Raw genomic sequence first — 20,008 nt, forward strand, 5'->3', positions numbered from 1 at the left:
TATACAAATTTTATAGTACAAAAAAATAACATATGAAACTTATATTTCAACCTAAATTATATATTATTTTATAATTCTCAATAACAATCCAATAAAATTGACTACAATCCATCTTATTAAGATTCACTATTTACACTTTCATATATTTATTTATTAACTCTATTTAAATCATTCAGACTAATACCCTAATACGAATAAAATTCACATCACTCCAAAATGTTTTTTATTTAATAAAAATATCTTTGATGAATTATAAATTGTAAAAAAAAATTAATGCTACTAAATAATATCAAATCATTTCCTAAATTGACTAAATAATTAAAAATTAAATAAATATATATATATTCAAAACATATTTCTTTCTATAATCAATTAAAGGAAATCATACTTGTTCACATATAACCAATATAATTTTTTTCTGTCAATATATATATTAATTGTTTTTATATTTTAATTTCGAAAACCAATTCATATATTAATTTTTAATAACAAATACACAACAACAATTTTTATTTTTATCAATAAAAATAAAAATTTAAAAATCTCCTATATCTATATTCGACTCAGAACAAATCCTTACATATATGAATATATAATTTCAATATACCACCACCATATACACACACAAAGTTATTAAACATCTTTCTATAAATCCCGTATAAAAAATAATAAATTCTATAGATTTATAAAAATACGACTTAATAATTGCAATATGTAATTGTATGCAGAAACTCTTTTCGAGTATTTACATTAGACTCAAATAAACCACCTAATGCAGTAGTAGTAGTACTACTGCTAACATCATGAATACCTCTAGCTTTCACACAATAATGTACTGCATCAATAAATATTGCTACATTATCTGTATTAAGTAACGTTTGTAATGCTAAAAATATTTGTTTTGTCAATCGTTCCTGCAATTGAGGCCTTTTAGAAAAAAATTGCACTATTCTATTTATTTTTGACAAACCTATCACATTTTTTTCAGGAATATACGAAACAGTAGCTTTACCATTAAAAATAATGAAATGATGCTCGCAAGTACTAGTGATATTAATTCCCCTCACTGTGATCATTTCATTCATTTGCATCGTATTCTGAATAACTGCGATTTTAGGAAAATTTAAATAATCTAACCCTGAAAAAATTTCTTCTATATACATCTTAGCTATTCGTTTAGGAGTATTCAATAAGCTATCATGCTTTAAATCAAGACTCAAAAGATGCACAATAGATCTCATGTGATCTTCAATACAACGCCTACGTGTTTGATCGTTAATATTCAATTCAATTAGTGGATTTTCTAATCCTCGCGTTAATAAGACATCACGTACTAATCGCGCTTCTTGAGTCAATATAGACATATAGATTTCTCTAGAATAATGATGACGAAACATTTTCGTATAACATAACGATATTATGAATAAAAACCTAAAAATAACCTATTAAATTTAATATACGTTAATTAACATTTAAAGCTTCATATTTCTACTATTATGATATCTCCAGCCAATTAAATCATTCATAAAACAATGAATTCTGTTCAATCTATCATTTTATATTTATTTTTAAATAATTTCCTATACATTATATATCATCATTACTATATATAAATGTATATAACCTACACAAAATATATATTTCAACTATTCAATTAATAAAAAATCATATTTATCTATTTATTTCTTTATATTTCATTTGTATCACAATATTATATCCTTAAGCAATATAAATATTTATTAAATAGCACTCATAAATAATTTTTGCTTTCAATTATCATTATAAAAATAGAAAATAATAAGTATAAAAAATCAACCTACTCAATAAATAATCTAAAAATTATGTACTTTATAAAATAAAAATATTCTAAAAGAATAAACACTAAAAAATAAATAGTTACAAACAAAACTATTTATACCTACCAATATTTTATCTCATCATATACTACAAAATTAAATAAAATATTAAATCATAAAACCTAAAAAAAAATAAACCACTAACTTCTATATCAAAGATATAGATATATACATTTTAAAATAATATACAATTTAACTTAAAATATTTAATATCATCTAAATTAATTTCATAAAAACAATAAAAATCATTTCATGTACTTAGCTTATATTATTTAATATTATTATGATAAACATATCTTACTAAAATTAATATCCTATAATATTGCATAACTTAATTAAAAACCATATACTAATTATATCAGTAGTTTACTTCAAACTACACACCTTGAACTATACGATACACATAGTTATACAGTTTATAAACATAAAACATCAATCTTAAAAAAGATACATTGATAGGCATTAAAATAATGTTGACAATCAGAGCTAATTTACGTATTTATCAAAAAAAAAGCGCAACTAGACTTTTACGTAATACAAACAAATGCCCAGCTAATATTTACGGTAAAAACAATGAGCCAAACTTATCCATTACACTAAATCAGTGTGACATTTCACATCCTAATATTGCAACCAAATTACACAAAAACAGCGTCATGATACTACTTATAGAAAATAAACAATCCATTACAGTTAAAATACAAGAAATACAATACCATCCTTTCAAACTAAAAATGATCCATATTGATTTTATACGCGTTTAATCGGATAACACATACTACATATATTAAAACTTAAAATATAAAAATTTATTAAACCTTTGCTGTACATGGTAATTTGTATTTTTTCTTATAAGAAACAAAAATATTTGTGCTGTTGTATAAACTAAATACAATTATTCTTTCATGCCATATTATGGCTCAATTATAAACAACTCCATCATAAAATCACCAATAAAAAATAAAAATTCAAATTAATCCTATTACCATTCCAAATATATAATGTACAATCACACCTACTCTACCTATACGCATCACTGCTTAAGTGATGAAAATATCTATTATCTTTATCATGAAAATCTAATGCTAATTCTATCAATTTTGTAATTAACTTTTGAAAACTTAACCCAGTTGACTCCCACAACCTAGGATACATACTGTTATCAGTAAATCCGGGTAAAGTATTTATTTCATTAATAAAAATATTATTATTTGGAGTTAAAAACACATCTACACGCGCCATTCCAGAACAATTTAATACTTGAAACGCACGTAAAGCAATATAACGAATCTTATCACTTATTGAATTACTAATCACAGCGGGTATCACGATCTGTACATTACGCTCTATATACTTGTTATTATAAGTATAAAAACTACTATCATCCGATAGAACAATTTCACCACATACACTAATTTCTGGATTATCGTTACCCAACACCGCACATTCTAACTCTCGACCAACAATATACGGTTCTATTAATACTTTATAACTTAAAGAAAAAGCTTTAATTAATGCTTTATTAAAATCTTTATAACTAATAACCTTCGAAACCCCTATTGATGAACCTTGATTAACTGGCTTTATAAATAAAGGTAAACCAAAAGTATCGACAAGATTGTCAAAATTTATATAACGTTGATCATGTGCAAAAAAAATTTTAAATGGAACTACTGACAAACCTGCGTCACGTAATAAACACTTAGATACATCTTTATTCATACCTATAGATGAAGCTAAAACTCCAGACCCAACAAAAGGCACATTCATCATACGTAATAAACCTTGTAAAGAACCATCCTCTCCTAAATCCCCATGCATTACGGGGAAAATGACATCAAACTTTGACAACAAATTTATACTTTTAGTAATATTAAACGTAAATTGATGAGGATAACTATTCAATAAAATAGAAATGTATGTATTATTTGAATGCTTGAGCTCAAGATTAGAATTTATATTTTTTAATAAGTGCCAATACCCTTTTTTATCTATCCATAAAATCATAACTTCAAATAAACATTTATCTATAAATTGAGCAACACACATAGCTGATTTCAACGAAATTTCGTGTTCTAAAGAACGACCTCCACAAATGATACCAATACGTAATTTAGACATACTACATTCCTTACACTTTACTTTATTTATAAAAATAAAAGGCGAATTATCTATTCAATAACATCGCCTTTTATTTTTATAAATAAACAACTAAAATAAGTATGCTATGCCTAACGCTAACACATCATCGGTACCGATTTGAGCAGCATAAACAAAATCATTTTTATTTAACAAATTAATTCTATAATCCATGGTAGCAAAAACATTTTTATCAAACACATAACTAGTTCCAATAGTAACGCACTTCTTTAGATAATTACCGTAACCATTATCTATATCACTAGCTTTTGAATGCAAATAAGATACAGAAGGGCGCAATCCAAAATCAAATTGATACTGAGCCACTAATTCAACATTCTTTGCTTTATTAACAAATCCATAAATATGCTCTGAATTGAGATTATCAGAGAAATTTCCAAAAGGAGTCATATTGTAAGTTTCTCCATACACAGCCGCAACATACATCCTCTTTTTATCATATTTAACTCCAACAGAATAAGCTTCAGCATTATCATTAAAATATACATTACTATCCAAACTACTTTGTCCGGTAGTACGTTTACTATTAGTATAAGCAGCAGCAGCAGCAATCCCATTATCTAATGAATAAGAAGCAGATATTCCATATCCTTCTCCATTAGCCGTTTTCAAAGTACGACCAGTTGCTGTATTAACATCATTTTTACCTTGATATTGTAAAGCAAAATCTAAACCATCAACCAAACCAAAAAGATTGTTATTACGATATGTAATAACATTTGAACTACGACTAGACAAGAAATTATCTACAAGTGATATATCCCCACCAAACCCTGGTATTACGTCTGTCCAAGCTCCTACATCATATAACACTCCATAATTTCTACCGTAATCAATACTTCCAAACTTTCCAAATTTTACCCCTGCGTAACCAAGAAGTGTCTTACCATTATTTAAATTAGCTCCTTCAACATTCTGCAAGGAAATCTCATGCTCCCACATTCCAAAACCAACTATTTGATCATTAACATGCGTTTTACCTAAAAAACCGTATCTTACAAAAGAATTATCCCCATCTTTAGTATTATCTTTAGAAAAATAATAACCTCCAACAAGACTACCAAACATACTTAATGTATTTCCATCTTTATTGTAAATTTCAGCAGCCCCGGCAGTGCTTGCCATAACCATAGTTGCAACCAGGCTAGTAAAACACCGTAATTTCATATTAACACCTCACACTATATAGTAAGCAATGCTATTAACAACACCAATATATCAAACCAGCCAACATACATCAATTGTTTGAAATAATAACAAATAATCTGATTCTTTTCAAGAAAAGTAACTATTTTAAACAAATACACAAAAACAAACCAATACTACTACTAATCACCAACAATACCTATTATTTACAATTAATTCACAATATTTAATAATTCATACAACCCTATAACAACAGAATTATTCTACCACAATATATATTCATGTACACCATATTAATTTAAATAATTACAAAAAATTTTATTTAAAAATTTTTTTTATAAAAAGTAACCATCACTTAACAAAAATATTACAAAAAACCACTATATATCACATTTTTATCCAAAAACCCAACAATATATAATTAGTCAACAAATGATACAATGTTTATTTATACAAATACAAAACACATATCCCATTTTTACTTAAAACTCTACATATTAAAATTAACAATCAATTTATAATAATTAAACTCTCTATAATATTGTATTAATAAAACGATTTTCATTTTCTACTGATTCAACAACACGCTGTAACCCCACCACGTGTTCATCACATGCAGTACGAATTAACATTACTCCTTGAGTATTACGTTTAATAATATTAACTTCGGAAACACGAGTACGAACCAATCGACCTGAATCAGTAATCATCACTATTTGATCTGATTGATTTACTTGTACTGCACCTACTACATGACCATTCCGTTCAGTAACTTTAATAGAAATCACACCTTGAGTAGCACGCGATTTAATTGGATACTCTGATTGATTAGTACGTTTACCAAACCCATTTTGAGTAACAGTAAGAACAGAGCTCTTATCTTTCGGTATAATTAGAGATACTACCCGATCACCTTGCAATAAATGAATACCTTTTACTCCGATCGCCGAACGACCCATACTACGTACTTGAGTTTCTTTAAATCTCACGACTTTTCCGTAAGCAGTAAATAACATAACTTCATTACTACCATCAGTTATATCAGCTCCAATCAACTCATCGCCATCATTAAGATTAAGCGCAATAATACCAACATTACGTGGTCTACTAAACTCTGTAAGCGGTGTTTTTTTTACAACTCCACTACTAGTAGCCATAAATACCTGATGTCCTGTTACATAATTCTGAATTGGCAAAATAGCAGTAATTCGTTCATTCGCATCTAATGGTAATAAATTTATAATTGGCTTACCTCGTGATCCGCGATTAGCCTCTGGTAATCGATAAACTTTCATCCAATATATACGTCCATAATTAGAAAATAACAAAACCGTATCATGCGTATTAGCTACTAACAACCTAGTAACAAAATCCTCTTCTTTTATTCGTGTCGCTAATTTTCCCTTCCCCCCGCGTTTTTGTGCTTCATAATCTGTTAATGGCTGATACTTGACATAACCTTGATATGACAAAGTCACTACAACATTCTTTTGATCAATTAAATTTTCAATATCAATATTTCCAATATTACTGCTAATTTCAGTCCGACGTAAATCATTGTATTCCTCTTTTATAGCTAATAATTCTTGACGAATTACCCTCATAAGACATTTTGGGTCCTTCAAAATAGAAATTAAATCTTTTATCTTTTCTAATAAATTACTATATTCCTTTAACAATTTTTCGTGCTCCAAAGTAGTAAGCTTATGCAATTTTAAATCTAAAATAGCTTGAATTTGACTCTTCGTAAGATGATATTTATTATTATAGATAGTATTAGTTACTTCTGAGCACTCATATTCAGAAAAATTAATAACAGATATTTGTCTCATATCCAGGATATTACCCAAATCCCACGATGACGCCACTAAAGCAGAACTAGCTTCCACAGAACTGTTAGATTGACGAACAAGTTTAATAATAGAATCAATATTATATAACGCAATAGCTAATCCCTCTAAAATATGAATACGACTACGTGCTTTTTTTAATTCAAACATAGTACGACGAATTACTACTGAGCGACGATGACATACAAAAGCAGATAAAATGTCTTTTAAAGACATAATTTTTGGTTGTCCTTGATGTAAAGCCACCATATTAATTCCAAATGAAATCTGTAATGGGGTTAAAGAATATAAATTATTTAAAATTACTTCACTAATAGCATCATGCTTAATTTCAATAACTATACGCATACCATCTTTATCAGATTCATCACGTAAATTATGTATCCCTTCAATACGTTTTATTTTTACCAATTCAGCAATTTTTTCTAACAATCGAGCCTTATTTACCTGATAAGGAATTTCATATATTATGATAGACTCGCGACCGCTTTTAATATCAGTTTCAATTTCCGCACGAGCACGAATATAGATTTTACCCCGTCCAGTAATATATGCCTCCTTAAGACCACTACAATCATTAATAATAGCAGCACTAGGAAAATCCGGACCTGGAATATATTTCATCAATTCTTCAATAGTAATGTTTTCATTATCTGTAAATGCTAAACATCCATTAATCACTTCAGAAAGATTATGTGGCGGAATATTAGTAGCCATGCCCACAGCAATACCAGAAGAACCATTGATTAAAAGATTTGGAATTCTAGCAGGCAATACTCCTGGTATTTGCTCAGTACCATCATAATTAAGTTCATAATCAACAGTCTCTTTTTCTAAATCTAATAACAATTCATTTGCTATTTTAGACATACGTACTTCAGTGTAACGCATAGCTGCTGCTGGATCACCATCCACTGAGCCAAAATTACCCTGACCATCTATTAAAACATAACGCATTAAAAAAGATTGTGCCATACGTACCATAGTTTCGTATACAGCAGCATCTCCATGAGGATGATACTTTCCAATAACATCACCTACTACTCTAGCTGATTTCTTATAATTTTTATTCCAATGATTACCAAGTACTTGCATCGCAAACAGTACACGACGATGCACAGGTTTTAATCCATCTCGTACATCTGGCAAAGCACGTCCCACAATAACCGACATAGCATAATCTAAATAAGAACGTGTTAATTCTTCTTCTACATTAATTTGTGTAATTTCTCTAGCAAAATCATTCATGCATTTATTCCCCTTATTTATTTTTAGTTTATACATATACTAAAAATTATTTCTATCATTTATTAAGTCTATAATATAAACTGCTTTAATGATTATTTAAATTATTCTATAGGATAAATACGTCTATGATGTCATTACATATGATTTAATTAATAACCATATTCTACCAAACTAATCATTGTGAATAATTCATATACTAAAATTAAATCTTTAAAATTTATGTTTATCGTTGTACTAAGGCATTGACACAAAGGAGATAATTATTAAGAAAACCACAATACATCATAAAAATATAGATAAAAAAGAAATTAATAAATTTGACGCGTCTTTATCTCAATGGTGGGATAAATCCAGTATATTTAAACCATTACATCACATTAATTTAATGCGTTTTAATTATATTATTGAACAGAGCAACGGATTATTTGGTAAAAAAGTATTAGATGTTGGATGTGGCGGAGGTATTTTATCAGAAAGCATGGCGCAAGCAGGCGCAAAAGTCGTTGGACTGGACATGAACTTTTCTGCTTTAAAAGCAGCAAAACTACACGCCTCAAACCAAGGATTAAATATTCATTACATACAAGAAACAATAGAACACCACTCTTTAAACCATATTAATTATTATGACGTAATAACCTGCATGGAAGTATTAGAACACGTACCAAATCCTTCATCCATCATTCACGCTTGTTCTGCTGCGACTAAAGTAGGTGGATCAGTATTTTTTTCTACACTAAACCGTACTTTTACAGCATGGTTACTAATTATAATAGGCGCTGAATATATTTTACACATCATTCCAAAAAATACTCACAATTTCAACAAATTTATTACTCCAGCCGAGCTATTAGAATGGATTGATTCTAGTACTTTAGAAGCACAAGACATCACTGGATTGTACTATAATCCCTTTACAAAAAAATGCACTTTAATACAAAACATCAACACAAACTATATCCTGCACACTCAGCGCGTAAAATAAATATTGTTGTATTACGTAATTACTAAATCAATATAATATAACAATACTATTTTTAAGAAACATGACCATTATTGTTCAATAAAAATTTGATTAACAATACTGTAAACAATTATTTATTCATACCAAAACCAAAACATATGTGAATATAATATGTATTCCATTATTTTAATGATTTCTTTAAATAAAAAATTATAATACCAACACCACACAATATATAATCTTCAAAACACAACTAATTATAATTATTTTAAACACTTAATGCACAAGAACAATAAAACATTCTTTACTTGAATTTCTATTCAATTAAAACTATTTTTTTATACAATAAAAACTATAATATTATTACAAATGTATCATTTTTTTCATAAATCTGAGCTACAATTGATTTGATAGCGAATTACTATGATTAATATTCTTATACTATAATACAATGGATATATAAAATTATATGAACCACACTCTACTAGTTACTAAACGAAATGGTCAACACGAACCTATCAATCTTGATAAAATCCACCGAGTTATTAATTGGGCTGCCAAAGGCTTAGAAAATATTTCCGTTTCACAAGTAGAATTACGTTCCCATATACAATTTTATAACGGAATAAAAACTTCTGATATTCAAGAAACCATCATCAAAGCAGCAGCAGACTTAATATCCGAAGAAGAACCTGACTATCAATATTTAGCAGCACGCTTAGCAGTATTTCATTTACGTAAAAAAGCTTACGGTCAATTTGAACCACCAAAACTTTATAATCATGTATTACGATTGGTAAAAATTGGTAAATACGATCAACATTTATTAGATGATTATAATATGGAAGAATTCAATCAAATGGATACATTCATCGATCATTGGCGAGATATGAATTTCTCATATGCTGCTATAAAACAACTGGAAGGAAAATACTTAGTACAAAATAGAGTGACCGGAGAAATTTACGAAAGTGCTCAGTTTTTATATATGTTGATCGCAGCTTGTTTATTCTCTAAATATTCTAAAGAAACTCGCATGAGTTACATTAAACAATTTTATAATGCAATTTCAACTTTTAAAATTTCTTTAGCAACACCTATTATGTCTGGAGTACGCACACCAACACGTCAATTTAGTTCTTGTGTACTGATTGAATGCGATGATAACCTTGATTCTATTAATGCAACATCCAGCGCTATTGTAAAATATGTTGCACAACGCGCTGGTATCGGTATTAATGCTGGACGTATCAGAGCATTAGGAAGCCCAATACGCAATGGAGAAGCATTTCATACCGGATGTATCCCATTTTACAAACATTTTCAAACAGCTGTAAAGTCATGTTCTCAAGGAGGTGTAAGAGGTGGAGCCGCTACATTATTCTATCCTATTTGGCACTTAGAAATAGAAAATTTACTTGTTTTAAAAAATAATCGAGGAATAGAATCTAACCGCATACGTCATTTAGATTACGGTGTTCAAATCAATAAACTAATGTACCAACGTCTTATTAAAGGAGAATACATCACGCTGTTTAGCCCATCTGACGTACCAGGACTGTATGAAGCTTTTTTTGCTAATCAAAATGAATTTGAACGCTTATATAAAATATATGAAAATAATCATAATATTAGACACCAAAAAATTAAAGCAATAGAGCTATTTTCTTTAATGATGCAAGAAAGAGCTTCTACTGGAAGAATTTACATTCAACATGCAGATCACTGTAATACTCATAGTCCATTTAACAGCATGATCGCTCCAATCCGTCAATCTAATTTATGCTTAGAAATAACATTACCAACAAAACCTTTAAACAATATTAATGATTACAACGGTGAAATTGCTTTATGTACATTATCTGCTTTCAATCTTGGCAATATCGACAATCTTGATGATTTATCTGAACTCTCTGCTTTAGTAGTACGCGCCCTTGATGCTTTATTAGATTATCAACACTATCCTATTCCTGCTGCACAACGCAGTGCTATAAAAAGACGCTCCCTAGGTATCGGAGTAATTAATTATGCTTATTACTTAGCTAAACACGGGGTACGCTATTCAGATGGCAGTGCCAATAAACTAACACATCGTACTTTTGAAGCCATTCAGTACTATTTATTGAAAGCTTCCAACAATTTAGCTAAGGAAAAAGGATCTTGTGCATGGTTTCATGATACCTTATATGCAAAAGGAATATTGCCTGTTGATACATATAAAAAAGATCTTAATTTCTTTATTAATGAACCATTACACTACAATTGGGAAGATTTGCGCGCTAATATTAAAAAATATGGATTAAGAAATTCTACATTATCTGCATTAATGCCATCAGAAACTTCTTCACAAATTTCCAATGCTACCAATGGAATAGAACCTCCTAGAGGATTTATCAGTATAAAAGCTTCAAAAGATGGGATCTTACGTCAAGTAGTGCCTGATTTTATTAAATTAGAATCTTCTTATGAATTATTATGGCAAATACCAAATAATCAAGGATATTTACAATTAGTAGGAATTATGCAAAAATTTATTGATCAATCCATTTCAACTAACACTAATTATGATCCATCTCGTTTTCCAGCATCAAAAGTACCCATGAAGCAACTACTTTCAGATCTATTATATGCATATAAACTCGGTATTAAAACACTATATTATCATAATACCCGTGATGGAGCACAAGACACACAAAAAACACTCCTACCATCACATAATCAATCAAATATTTGTACAAGTGATGCTTGTACAATTTGAAAAATATAAATTTTACTTATAAAAAAATCGTGTATATGCACTTTGCAATTAAGGAATAAATATGACTTATACAACCTTTTCTCAAAACAACAATAATCAATTACTTGAACCAATGTTTTTAGGACAACCAGTAAATATTGCTCGATTTGATCAACAAAAGCATTCAATTTTTGAAAAACTGATCGAAAAACAACTTTCTTTCTTTTGGCGTCCAGAAGAAATAGATATTTCTAAAGACCGAATAGATTATCAATCGTTACCAACTCACGAAAAACATATTTTTATCAGCAACTTAAAATATCAAACATTATTAGACTCTATCCAAGGACGTAGTCCCAACATCGCTCTATTGCCATTAATTTCCATACCAGAGTTAGAAACTTGGGTAGAAACTTGGTCATTTTTTGAAACTATCCACTCCCGTTCTTATACTCATATCATTCGTAATATTGTTAGCAATCCATCTTTAATATTTGATGATATCGTAAATAACGAAGAAATTTTAAAACGCGCAACAGACATTTCAACATACTATGATAATTTAATTGAATTAACCAGTTATTATCATATTTTAGGACCTGGCATTCATCAAATTAACAATAAAGTCATCACAATAAACTCATATGAACTAAAAAAGAAGTTGTATTTATGCTTAATTAGTGTTAATGTGTTGGAGGCTATCCGATTTTATGTAAGTTTTGCTTGCTCTTTCGCATTTGCTGAACGCGAGTTAATGGAAGGAAATGCAAAAATTATACGATTTATAGCCCGCGATGAAGCTTTACATTTGAATGGAACTCAACATATAATTAATTTAATGCGCTCTGGATTAGATGACCCAGAAATGGCTGAAATCAGTAAAATATGTCAGCAAGAAAGTTACAAAATATTCTTAATAGCTGCAGAGCAAGAAAAAAACTGGGCCAAATATTTATTTAAAGATGGCTCTATGATTGGTTTAAACCAAGATATACTTTGTCAATATATTGAATATATCACCAATATGCGTATGCAAGCAATCGGACTAAAAACGCCTTTTGAAACTAAATCCAATGTAATACCTTGGATCAATTCTTGGTTATCATCAGATAATGTGCAAGCAGCTCCACAAGAGGTGGAAATTAGCTCTTATTTAGTAGGTCAAATAGACACTAATATTAATGATAATGAGTTTAATGACTTTCAATTGTAAAATATTTCTTTCTTCAAAGAAATATTTTAATATACAGTTTTCACATGGTAGCAGAAAATATTACTCTTTATTAGAAGCATTGAGAATACACCGTATACCATCATTAAATTATCAATGTCGAGCGGGTTACTGCGGAAGTTGTCGAGCTCACTTAATATCAGGAAAAATACAGTATTATACAGAACCTTTAGGTTATATTGATTCCAATGAAATTCTAACTTGTTGTTGTAAACCTATAGAAAACATTTCAATAAAACTATAAAATATTCTTTATATATATTTTATACAAAGCAACTTTTAACTATTTCAAATATTTAACACATCTAATAAGTGATGCGATTGATTGGATGTATTAAATGAACAAAATCAATAACAGGTTGCGGATATAATCCTAAAAATAATATAAAAAACACGACAATCATTACTACTATTCCATTGGGAGTAACCATCCAATTGCAAGAAGCATCAGAAGAATTAAGAACATTCAAACAATTTGAAGAACTGAGATACAAATTTATCACAATCCTTAAATAATAAAATAAACCAATAACATTACTCATTACAACAAAAATAATAAGCCACCATAATTGACTGTTAACTCCTAAAATAAACAAATAAAATTTGCCAACAAAACCTAACGTAATAGGTATTCCTGCTAAAGATAACATTATAATGCTAAACGCTACTGATAACATTGGTTGATGCCAAAAAAGACCGCGATATGTAAATAATACATCTGTATCTTTATGCATATAAAACATGGACATTATAGTAATAATCCCAAACACCCCTATGCTGGTAAGTAAATAGCTTATTAAATAAATTCCAATAGCTTCTAAAGCAATAGGATTAGTTTGCAATATTGCTATTACACCAATTGAGATATAACCCGTATGCGCAATAGAAGAATAAGCTAAAATCCTTTTAATATTGTTTTGTTTAATAGCCATTAAATTTCCAAACAACATTGAACAACACGCAACCCCTGACAAAAATATATAAAATACTTTATGATACTGCTCAGGAAATACCATAAATAATCGTATTAATGCTGATATTATGGCTACTTTATTAGTAGTTGTAAGATACAATGACACTGAAGACGGCGCGCCCTGATACACATCAGAAGTCCATAAATGAAACGGAACCAAAGATAATTTAAACCCAAACCCGACCATCATCATTCCTAATCCAATCATTATCATTAACATAGGTTCATGCAATGTAACACTATGTAGATTTAGTAATGCATTATTAATATTAGTAAAAGATAAACATCCAGTTTCAGCATATACTAGAGCTATCCCAAATAATATAAATGATGAAGATACTCCAGATAATATAGTATATTTAATACTCGCTTCTAAAGAAAACTTTTGAAAAAAAGAATAGCCTATTAACCCAAATAATGGCAACGAAATTAATTCCATACCCAAAAACAATATAACTAAATGATTTGTCGTTGCTAATAAAATGCCACCAATACTGGAAATAAGTAGCAATAAATAAAATTCATCACGATGACTTGGATAGCTCAATAACCAATAATAAGATAATACAGTACTCGCCAAACTAGAAACTAACATCAATGTTATATATAATATAGCAAAATTATCAATACACATTAATTGAAAAACATCTCGATCACTCTGATGCCACACCGCGCTAAGAGACGCAATCGCTAAAATCAATCCAAGTGTCGTTAATATAGTATGTAAAAATAAATTACGACAATATGCAATAGATAACATAATAATAATTATTGTTACACCAATAATTAACACAGGTAATAATACAATTATTTGTACATGAGAGATTATCATAATTAATTGCTATTTTATTATGTTTGTTATTACATAATCACACGGAACAATTATATTCTTTTAACCAAATACAAATGTTTTTCATAGTTACATACGAAGTATCTAAAATACATTGCGGAAAAAAACCAAGCACAAAAATAAATGATAATAATATTATATTAATACATTTTTCTCGTAGTGTCATATTTTTTAATAATACATCACTACCAAGAGTTGAAGTTACTACCGGCCCATAATATATACGTTGCATTAAAACAAGAGAATAAATTGATGAAAATATTATCCCGAAACACGCTATCATTGTAATAATAGGTGCTACTTGAAAGTTACCAAGTAAAATAGTTACTTCTCCGATGAAATTTCCAGTACCCGGTAATCCAAGTATCGCTACCATAAAACACAAAGAAAAAGCAGGAATTAAATTTATACGATCCCATAACCCACCCATTAAACGCATATCTCTGGTATATAATCGTTCGTACAACTGACCACAAAGTATAAACATTCCAGAAACAGATAAACTATAAGAAAGAATTTGTATTACAGCACCTTGATATGATAATTGATTACCACTAAAAATCGCTATTAATATGAATCCCATGTGCGATATACTAATATATGCTATCGAACGCTTTACATCAGTTTGAGCAAATGCCATACAAGCTCCATAAAAAATATTCAATATACCTAAACACATAGCAATCGGAGCAAAATTTTTGGAAGCACAAGGAAACAATGGAATACTAAACCGAAAAAACCCATAAACCGCTGTTTTCAATAAAACCCCAACTAAATCTACTGAACCAGCAGTGGGAGAGTGACTATGAACATCCGGTAACCAAGTATGAAACGGAACAATTGGCATTTTTACTGCAAAAGCTAAAAAAAAACCCAGCATCAAAAAGTATTCCATATTTACTGGTAACCTTATTTTTAATAAATCTTCATAACTAAAAGACCATACTCCATTAATATTATAATTTATAGAAACAAAAGTAATAATAGAAATTAACATAAATAATCCACTAAATTGAGTATAAACAAAAAACTTAGTAGCAGTGTTAATACGAATACTTCTATTTACCCCTACATGCCCCCACAAGGATATTAAAAAATACATTGGAACAAGCATCATTTCCCAGAAAAAGAAAAACAAAAACATATCAACAGACAAAAAAACACCAATTGATCCACTTAGAATCCATAATAAATTAAAATAAAAAATACCTTGATTACTCCGAATTTCACACCAAGAACACAATACTGCCATACATCCTAAAACACCAGATAACACTACCATTAACAAAGAAAATCCATCTAACGCCAAATGAAAACAAATTCCAAATCTTGGAATCCAATCATGCACATATTCTAATTGCCATTGAGGAAACGCACTCTCCCTTAGCATATCCGACATACTATAATAACATTCATTTTTCCATAAAAATAAAGCAATAATTAAAGTTATACTCATACCACACAAAGCAATCCAACGAGGTATCCAAACGCTAATACGTTCTAATTGCCAACATAACAAACCAAAAATAAACGGAACAAGTACTAAAATAAGTAATAACATGCTTTTTTATTGTTTTCCCTCTAACATAAACCAACCAAAAATTCTGTACACTTTGACATATAAACAAATAACATCCGCATTAACCTACATACAATCATGAATTAATATAATAGTTAATATAATTACTGCTCCTATACTCATAGATACTATATACCAACTTATTTTTCCATTTTCGCTAAATACCAAACCACTCCTTACCCAAGATAATAATGATCCAGTAATATCTGTAATTACATTCATTGGATCAGAATAAAATATTTTTCTAGTTATAAATAAATATGGTCTTACAAATATTAATCCATATAGCCAATCAAAACCCCATCCATAATAGCACAATAACATTGTGTATCGTTCTATCTTCTCTGCAACACGAGCTCGAACCATTTTTCTGTTATCCTCAGGTAAAAAATTTAACCAATAAACTGACGCAAGCCATATGCCAAAAACCACTAAAAATCCGAATATTACTTCAAAATATATTCGACTATAATTACACTTTTCATTAATATTCATATCTATAACAGTGTCTGCTAATAAAGGTAATTTTATCCACCCCCCAATAAACGTAGATAACAACAATAACATAATTAAAGAAAAATTTTGAATAATTGTATTACACGCGCGTGGTTGAATTTTATTCTGACCATGAAATATAATAAAAATCATACGAAACGTATAAATAGGAGTCAGCAACATTCCTATCAATCCTGAAAAAAAGAAAAAATAATCATGATTAAATAAAGTTTTCAACATAATCATTTCTTTTGAATAAGCACCAGCAGTAATTATAGGAACCCCAGATAATGATGCTCCACCTATTAAAAAACAAACATATATTAAAGGTACAGATTTATATAATCCTCCCATTTTTAAAATATTTTGCTCATTTCTACAAACATAAATTAATGAACCAGCAGCTAAAAACAATAAAGCTTTAAAAAAAGCATGTGTCACCAAATGCCACATAGCTGCATACCAATGTTTTCCTCCAAGCGCTAAAAACATATATCCTATTTGACTTATAGTAGAATATGCTAAAATTTTTTTAATATTACTTTGTAATAGCGCTGAACAACTAAATAATACGACAGTAAACGAACCTATAATACCAACCAAATATAGCACACTAGGAGTCATCACAAAAAAATTATTCATACGAACTATTAAATATACGCCAGAAGTTACCATAGTGGCTGCATGAATCAATGCTGATACTGGAGTTGGACCAACCATAGCACTGATTAGCCAAGTCTGCAAAGGTAATTGAGCCGATTTACCTATCGCTCCAATAAGTAACATAAAAGATATCCATTTGATATTATCAGATGCATAAAAAGACGAACTTTTTAAATCTAATATTAGCAATTCGCTAAAACTTAAAGTATGGTATTGATTATAGATCATAAACAATGCATATATTAAACATATATCCCCAAAACGAGTTATAATAAACGCTTTTAAAGCAGCAAATCCATTCTTAGTATCAAAAAAATAAAATCCAATTAATAAGTAACTACATAAACCTACGCCTTCCCACCCAAAATACATTAATAATAAATTGTCCGATAAAACCAAAAGGATCATATTTGCCATAAACAAATTAGTATAAGCAAAAAAACGAGAATACCCTTCACACCCTCTCATATACCAAGCAGCATATAAATGAATAATAAATCCAACTCCAATAACAACCAACAACATTATTGCAGATAATCCATCTAATCTAAGCGCTACAGTAATGCATAAAGTATTAATAGAAAACCATGTCCAAAGTTCTTGAATAAATACGAAAGTAGCAAGATTATTAAAGCTATAATAACAATCAAATACTACATAAATAGTAACTAATACTGAAATACCTACTGAACCTACTCCTATTATAGCAGAATTATTTTCCGTCCATTTCCCTTGAGACATAGCTAATGTAACAAACCCTAAGAATGGGAAAAATATAGCCAAAACAAGCAAATTCATTCACGCATCTCGCTAATATTATTAATATTCAATGTGCAATAACGACGATACAATTGAAACAACAATGCTAAAGAAATCGCAGACTCAGAAGCAGCTAAAGTAACTACTAATATATACATGATCTGTCCATCGGATTGGACCCAATAAGACCCTACTATTACAAACGCTGAAGCAGCAGCGTTAATCATAATTTCCAATCCCAATAAAATAAATAACAAATCACGTCTGATGATTACACCTATTAATCCTAATATAAATAAAATTATAGATAAACTCAAACCATGTGATAAAGGAATCATATTTTGTGTTCTTGAGATTGATCAGAAACAACACGACCAGCATCAAATAACTTACGCTCTTGAGCTAAATGAAATACAGAAATTAATGCGCTTAACAATAAAAATGATGCTAATTCCACTACTAATATGTATGGCCCAAATAATGTAATGCCGACCTGTCTAGAATTAATTGCTGATTTATTGATATCTATTATAAAATGATCTTTTGATTCAAAAGAAACATACAGTAAAATAATAGATAAGACACTTACCAATAAAATAACACCACAACACAATATAGGATTTAAAAATATATTCTCTTGTTGAACGCTGCTAATAGACATAATAGTTTTTGTATTCATCATCATTACTACGAATATAAATAAAATCATAATAGCACCAGCATAAACAATAATTTCTGAAGCACCAGCAAAAGATGCTCCTAAACAAAAAAAACTACATGATATAGATAAAAACGAAATTATTAAATATAATAAAGCACGTACCGGATGATGATGCAATATAGAAAAAACTGTAGATAATATTGCTATAGTTCCAGAAATATAGAATAATACCATCAAACATTTCTCCATTCTTCAGCTTTAATTATAAAAATCAAGGTAATATATTTTTTATATTTATGGGTTTTACTTCATTTTTTGCATCTCCTTTCCTTTTATCCAAAACTTCTTTACCAGAAAATTTATAAAAATCATATTCCATATATTTTCCGGGACCTGATATTAATAAATCAGATTTCTCATATACCAAATCACTCCTTTTAAAGTCACTCATTTCAAAATCAGAAGTTAACTGAATAGCCGCAGTCGGACAAGCCTCTTCACACATACCGCAAAAAATACACCTAGAAAAATTAATCCTAAAAAACTCTGGATACCATCGTCCATCATCAGATTCTCCTTTCTTTAAAGAAATACACCCTACCGGACAAACTACAGCACACAAATTACATGCCACACAACGCTCTTGACCTGATGAATCTCGAGTCAATACAATACGACCACGATACCTAGGCGATAAGGCACATGAAACATCAGGATACATTTGTGTTTCACGTTTACTAAATATTTGCAATCCTATCATCCAGATACTACGTAGTATAGATGCAATACCTATAAAAAAAATTTTTAACTTTATCATAATAGAGCGCTTAACCTAA

General features: G+C 29.2%; 15 protein-coding genes. 5 read left to right on the plus strand and 10 right to left on the minus strand.

What is annotated here, in order from left to right; genetic code table 11:
* Positions 1-698: 698 nt before the first annotated feature.
* Positions 699-1,364 carry a GTP cyclohydrolase I FolE gene (gene folE / locus Bsayi582_RS02430; protein ID WP_500816102.1) on the minus strand — a complete coding sequence of 222 codons (666 nt, stop codon included), beginning with the start codon at positions 1,362-1,364 and terminating at the stop codon, positions 699-701.
* 962 nt (positions 1,365-2,326) lie between these two features.
* Between folE and rplY the strand changes: the two genes are divergently transcribed.
* Complete coding sequence (rplY, locus tag Bsayi582_RS02435; protein WP_500815640.1) at positions 2,327-2,620, plus strand: 50S ribosomal protein L25; 294 nt, start codon at positions 2,327-2,329, stop codon at positions 2,618-2,620.
* A gap of 256 nt (positions 2,621-2,876) precedes the next feature.
* Here the strand turns inward: rplY and Bsayi582_RS02440 are convergent, their stop codons facing one another.
* The 3 genes from Bsayi582_RS02440 to gyrA all read right to left on the minus strand — a co-directional run bounded on the left by Bsayi582_RS02440 (position 2,877) and on the right by gyrA (position 8,260).
* Complete coding sequence (locus Bsayi582_RS02440; protein WP_500815641.1) at positions 2,877-3,977, minus strand: D-alanine--D-alanine ligase family protein; 1,101 nt, start codon at positions 3,975-3,977, stop codon at positions 2,877-2,879.
* A gap of 90 nt (positions 3,978-4,067) precedes the next feature.
* Positions 4,068-5,183, minus strand: coding sequence for a porin (locus Bsayi582_RS02445; RefSeq protein WP_500815642.1), 1,116 nt, complete (start codon positions 5,181-5,183; stop codon positions 4,068-4,070).
* Between the two features lie 512 nt (positions 5,184-5,695).
* Positions 5,696-8,260: a DNA gyrase subunit A gene (gene gyrA, locus Bsayi582_RS02450; protein WP_500815643.1), complete on the minus strand. Its 2,565-nt coding sequence runs from the start codon at positions 8,258-8,260 to the stop codon at positions 5,696-5,698.
* A 292-nt stretch (positions 8,261-8,552) separates the two neighbouring features.
* Here gyrA and ubiG point away from each other — a divergent pair, with 292 nt between their 5' ends.
* From ubiG to yfaE, 4 genes are all read left to right on the plus strand, one after another.
* The gene (gene ubiG, locus Bsayi582_RS02455) at positions 8,553-9,245 is read left to right on the plus strand and encodes a bifunctional 2-polyprenyl-6-hydroxyphenol methylase/3-demethylubiquinol 3-O-methyltransferase UbiG (protein WP_500816103.1); all 693 of its coding nucleotides are present in this window, start codon (positions 8,553-8,555) and stop codon (positions 9,243-9,245) included.
* A gap of 448 nt (positions 9,246-9,693) precedes the next feature.
* Positions 9,694-11,982 carry a class 1a ribonucleoside-diphosphate reductase subunit alpha gene (gene nrdA, locus Bsayi582_RS02460; RefSeq protein ID WP_500815644.1) on the plus strand — a complete coding sequence of 763 codons (2,289 nt, stop codon included), beginning with the start codon at positions 9,694-9,696 and terminating at the stop codon, positions 11,980-11,982.
* A gap of 61 nt (positions 11,983-12,043) precedes the next feature.
* On the plus strand, positions 12,044-13,174 hold the full coding sequence (gene nrdB, locus Bsayi582_RS02465) for a class Ia ribonucleoside-diphosphate reductase subunit beta (protein ID WP_500815645.1): 1,131 nt from the start codon (positions 12,044-12,046) through the stop codon (positions 13,172-13,174).
* The gene (yfaE, locus tag Bsayi582_RS02470) at positions 13,158-13,436 is read left to right on the plus strand and encodes a class I ribonucleotide reductase maintenance protein YfaE (RefSeq protein ID WP_500815646.1); all 279 of its coding nucleotides are present in this window, start codon (positions 13,158-13,160) and stop codon (positions 13,434-13,436) included. The genes nrdB and yfaE overlap by 17 nt, the downstream gene beginning before the upstream one ends.
* Before the next feature lie 61 nt (positions 13,437-13,497).
* On the opposite strand, the gene nuoN is transcribed toward yfaE, so the two are convergent.
* The 6 genes from nuoN to nuoI form a co-directional block, all read right to left on the minus strand.
* On the minus strand, positions 13,498-14,997 hold the full coding sequence (nuoN, locus tag Bsayi582_RS02475; RefSeq protein WP_500815647.1) for an NADH-quinone oxidoreductase subunit NuoN: 1,500 nt from the start codon (positions 14,995-14,997) through the stop codon (positions 13,498-13,500).
* 37 nt (positions 14,998-15,034) lie between these two features.
* On the minus strand, positions 15,035-16,576 hold the full coding sequence (gene nuoM, locus Bsayi582_RS02480) for an NADH-quinone oxidoreductase subunit M (protein ID WP_500815648.1): 1,542 nt from the start codon (positions 16,574-16,576) through the stop codon (positions 15,035-15,037).
* Positions 16,577-16,660: 84 nt separating this feature from the next.
* Positions 16,661-18,550 (minus strand): NADH-quinone oxidoreductase subunit L, encoded by a 1,890-nt coding sequence (gene nuoL / locus Bsayi582_RS02485; protein ID WP_500815649.1) that lies wholly within the window; start codon positions 18,548-18,550, stop codon positions 16,661-16,663.
* Positions 18,547-18,849 (minus strand): NADH-quinone oxidoreductase subunit NuoK, encoded by a 303-nt coding sequence (gene nuoK, locus Bsayi582_RS02490; RefSeq protein ID WP_500815650.1) that lies wholly within the window; start codon positions 18,847-18,849, stop codon positions 18,547-18,549. The genes nuoL and nuoK overlap by 4 nt, the downstream gene beginning before the upstream one ends.
* Positions 18,846-19,406 (minus strand): NADH-quinone oxidoreductase subunit J, encoded by a 561-nt coding sequence (gene nuoJ, locus Bsayi582_RS02495; RefSeq protein WP_500815651.1) that lies wholly within the window; start codon positions 19,404-19,406, stop codon positions 18,846-18,848. The genes nuoK and nuoJ overlap by 4 nt, the downstream gene beginning before the upstream one ends.
* Before the next feature lie 37 nt (positions 19,407-19,443).
* Positions 19,444-19,989, minus strand: coding sequence for an NADH-quinone oxidoreductase subunit NuoI (gene nuoI, locus Bsayi582_RS02500; RefSeq protein ID WP_500815652.1), 546 nt, complete (start codon positions 19,987-19,989; stop codon positions 19,444-19,446).
* Positions 19,990-20,008: the final 19 nt, after the last annotated feature.

The organism is Candidatus Blochmannia sayi (nom. nud.), from assembly GCF_059935855.1.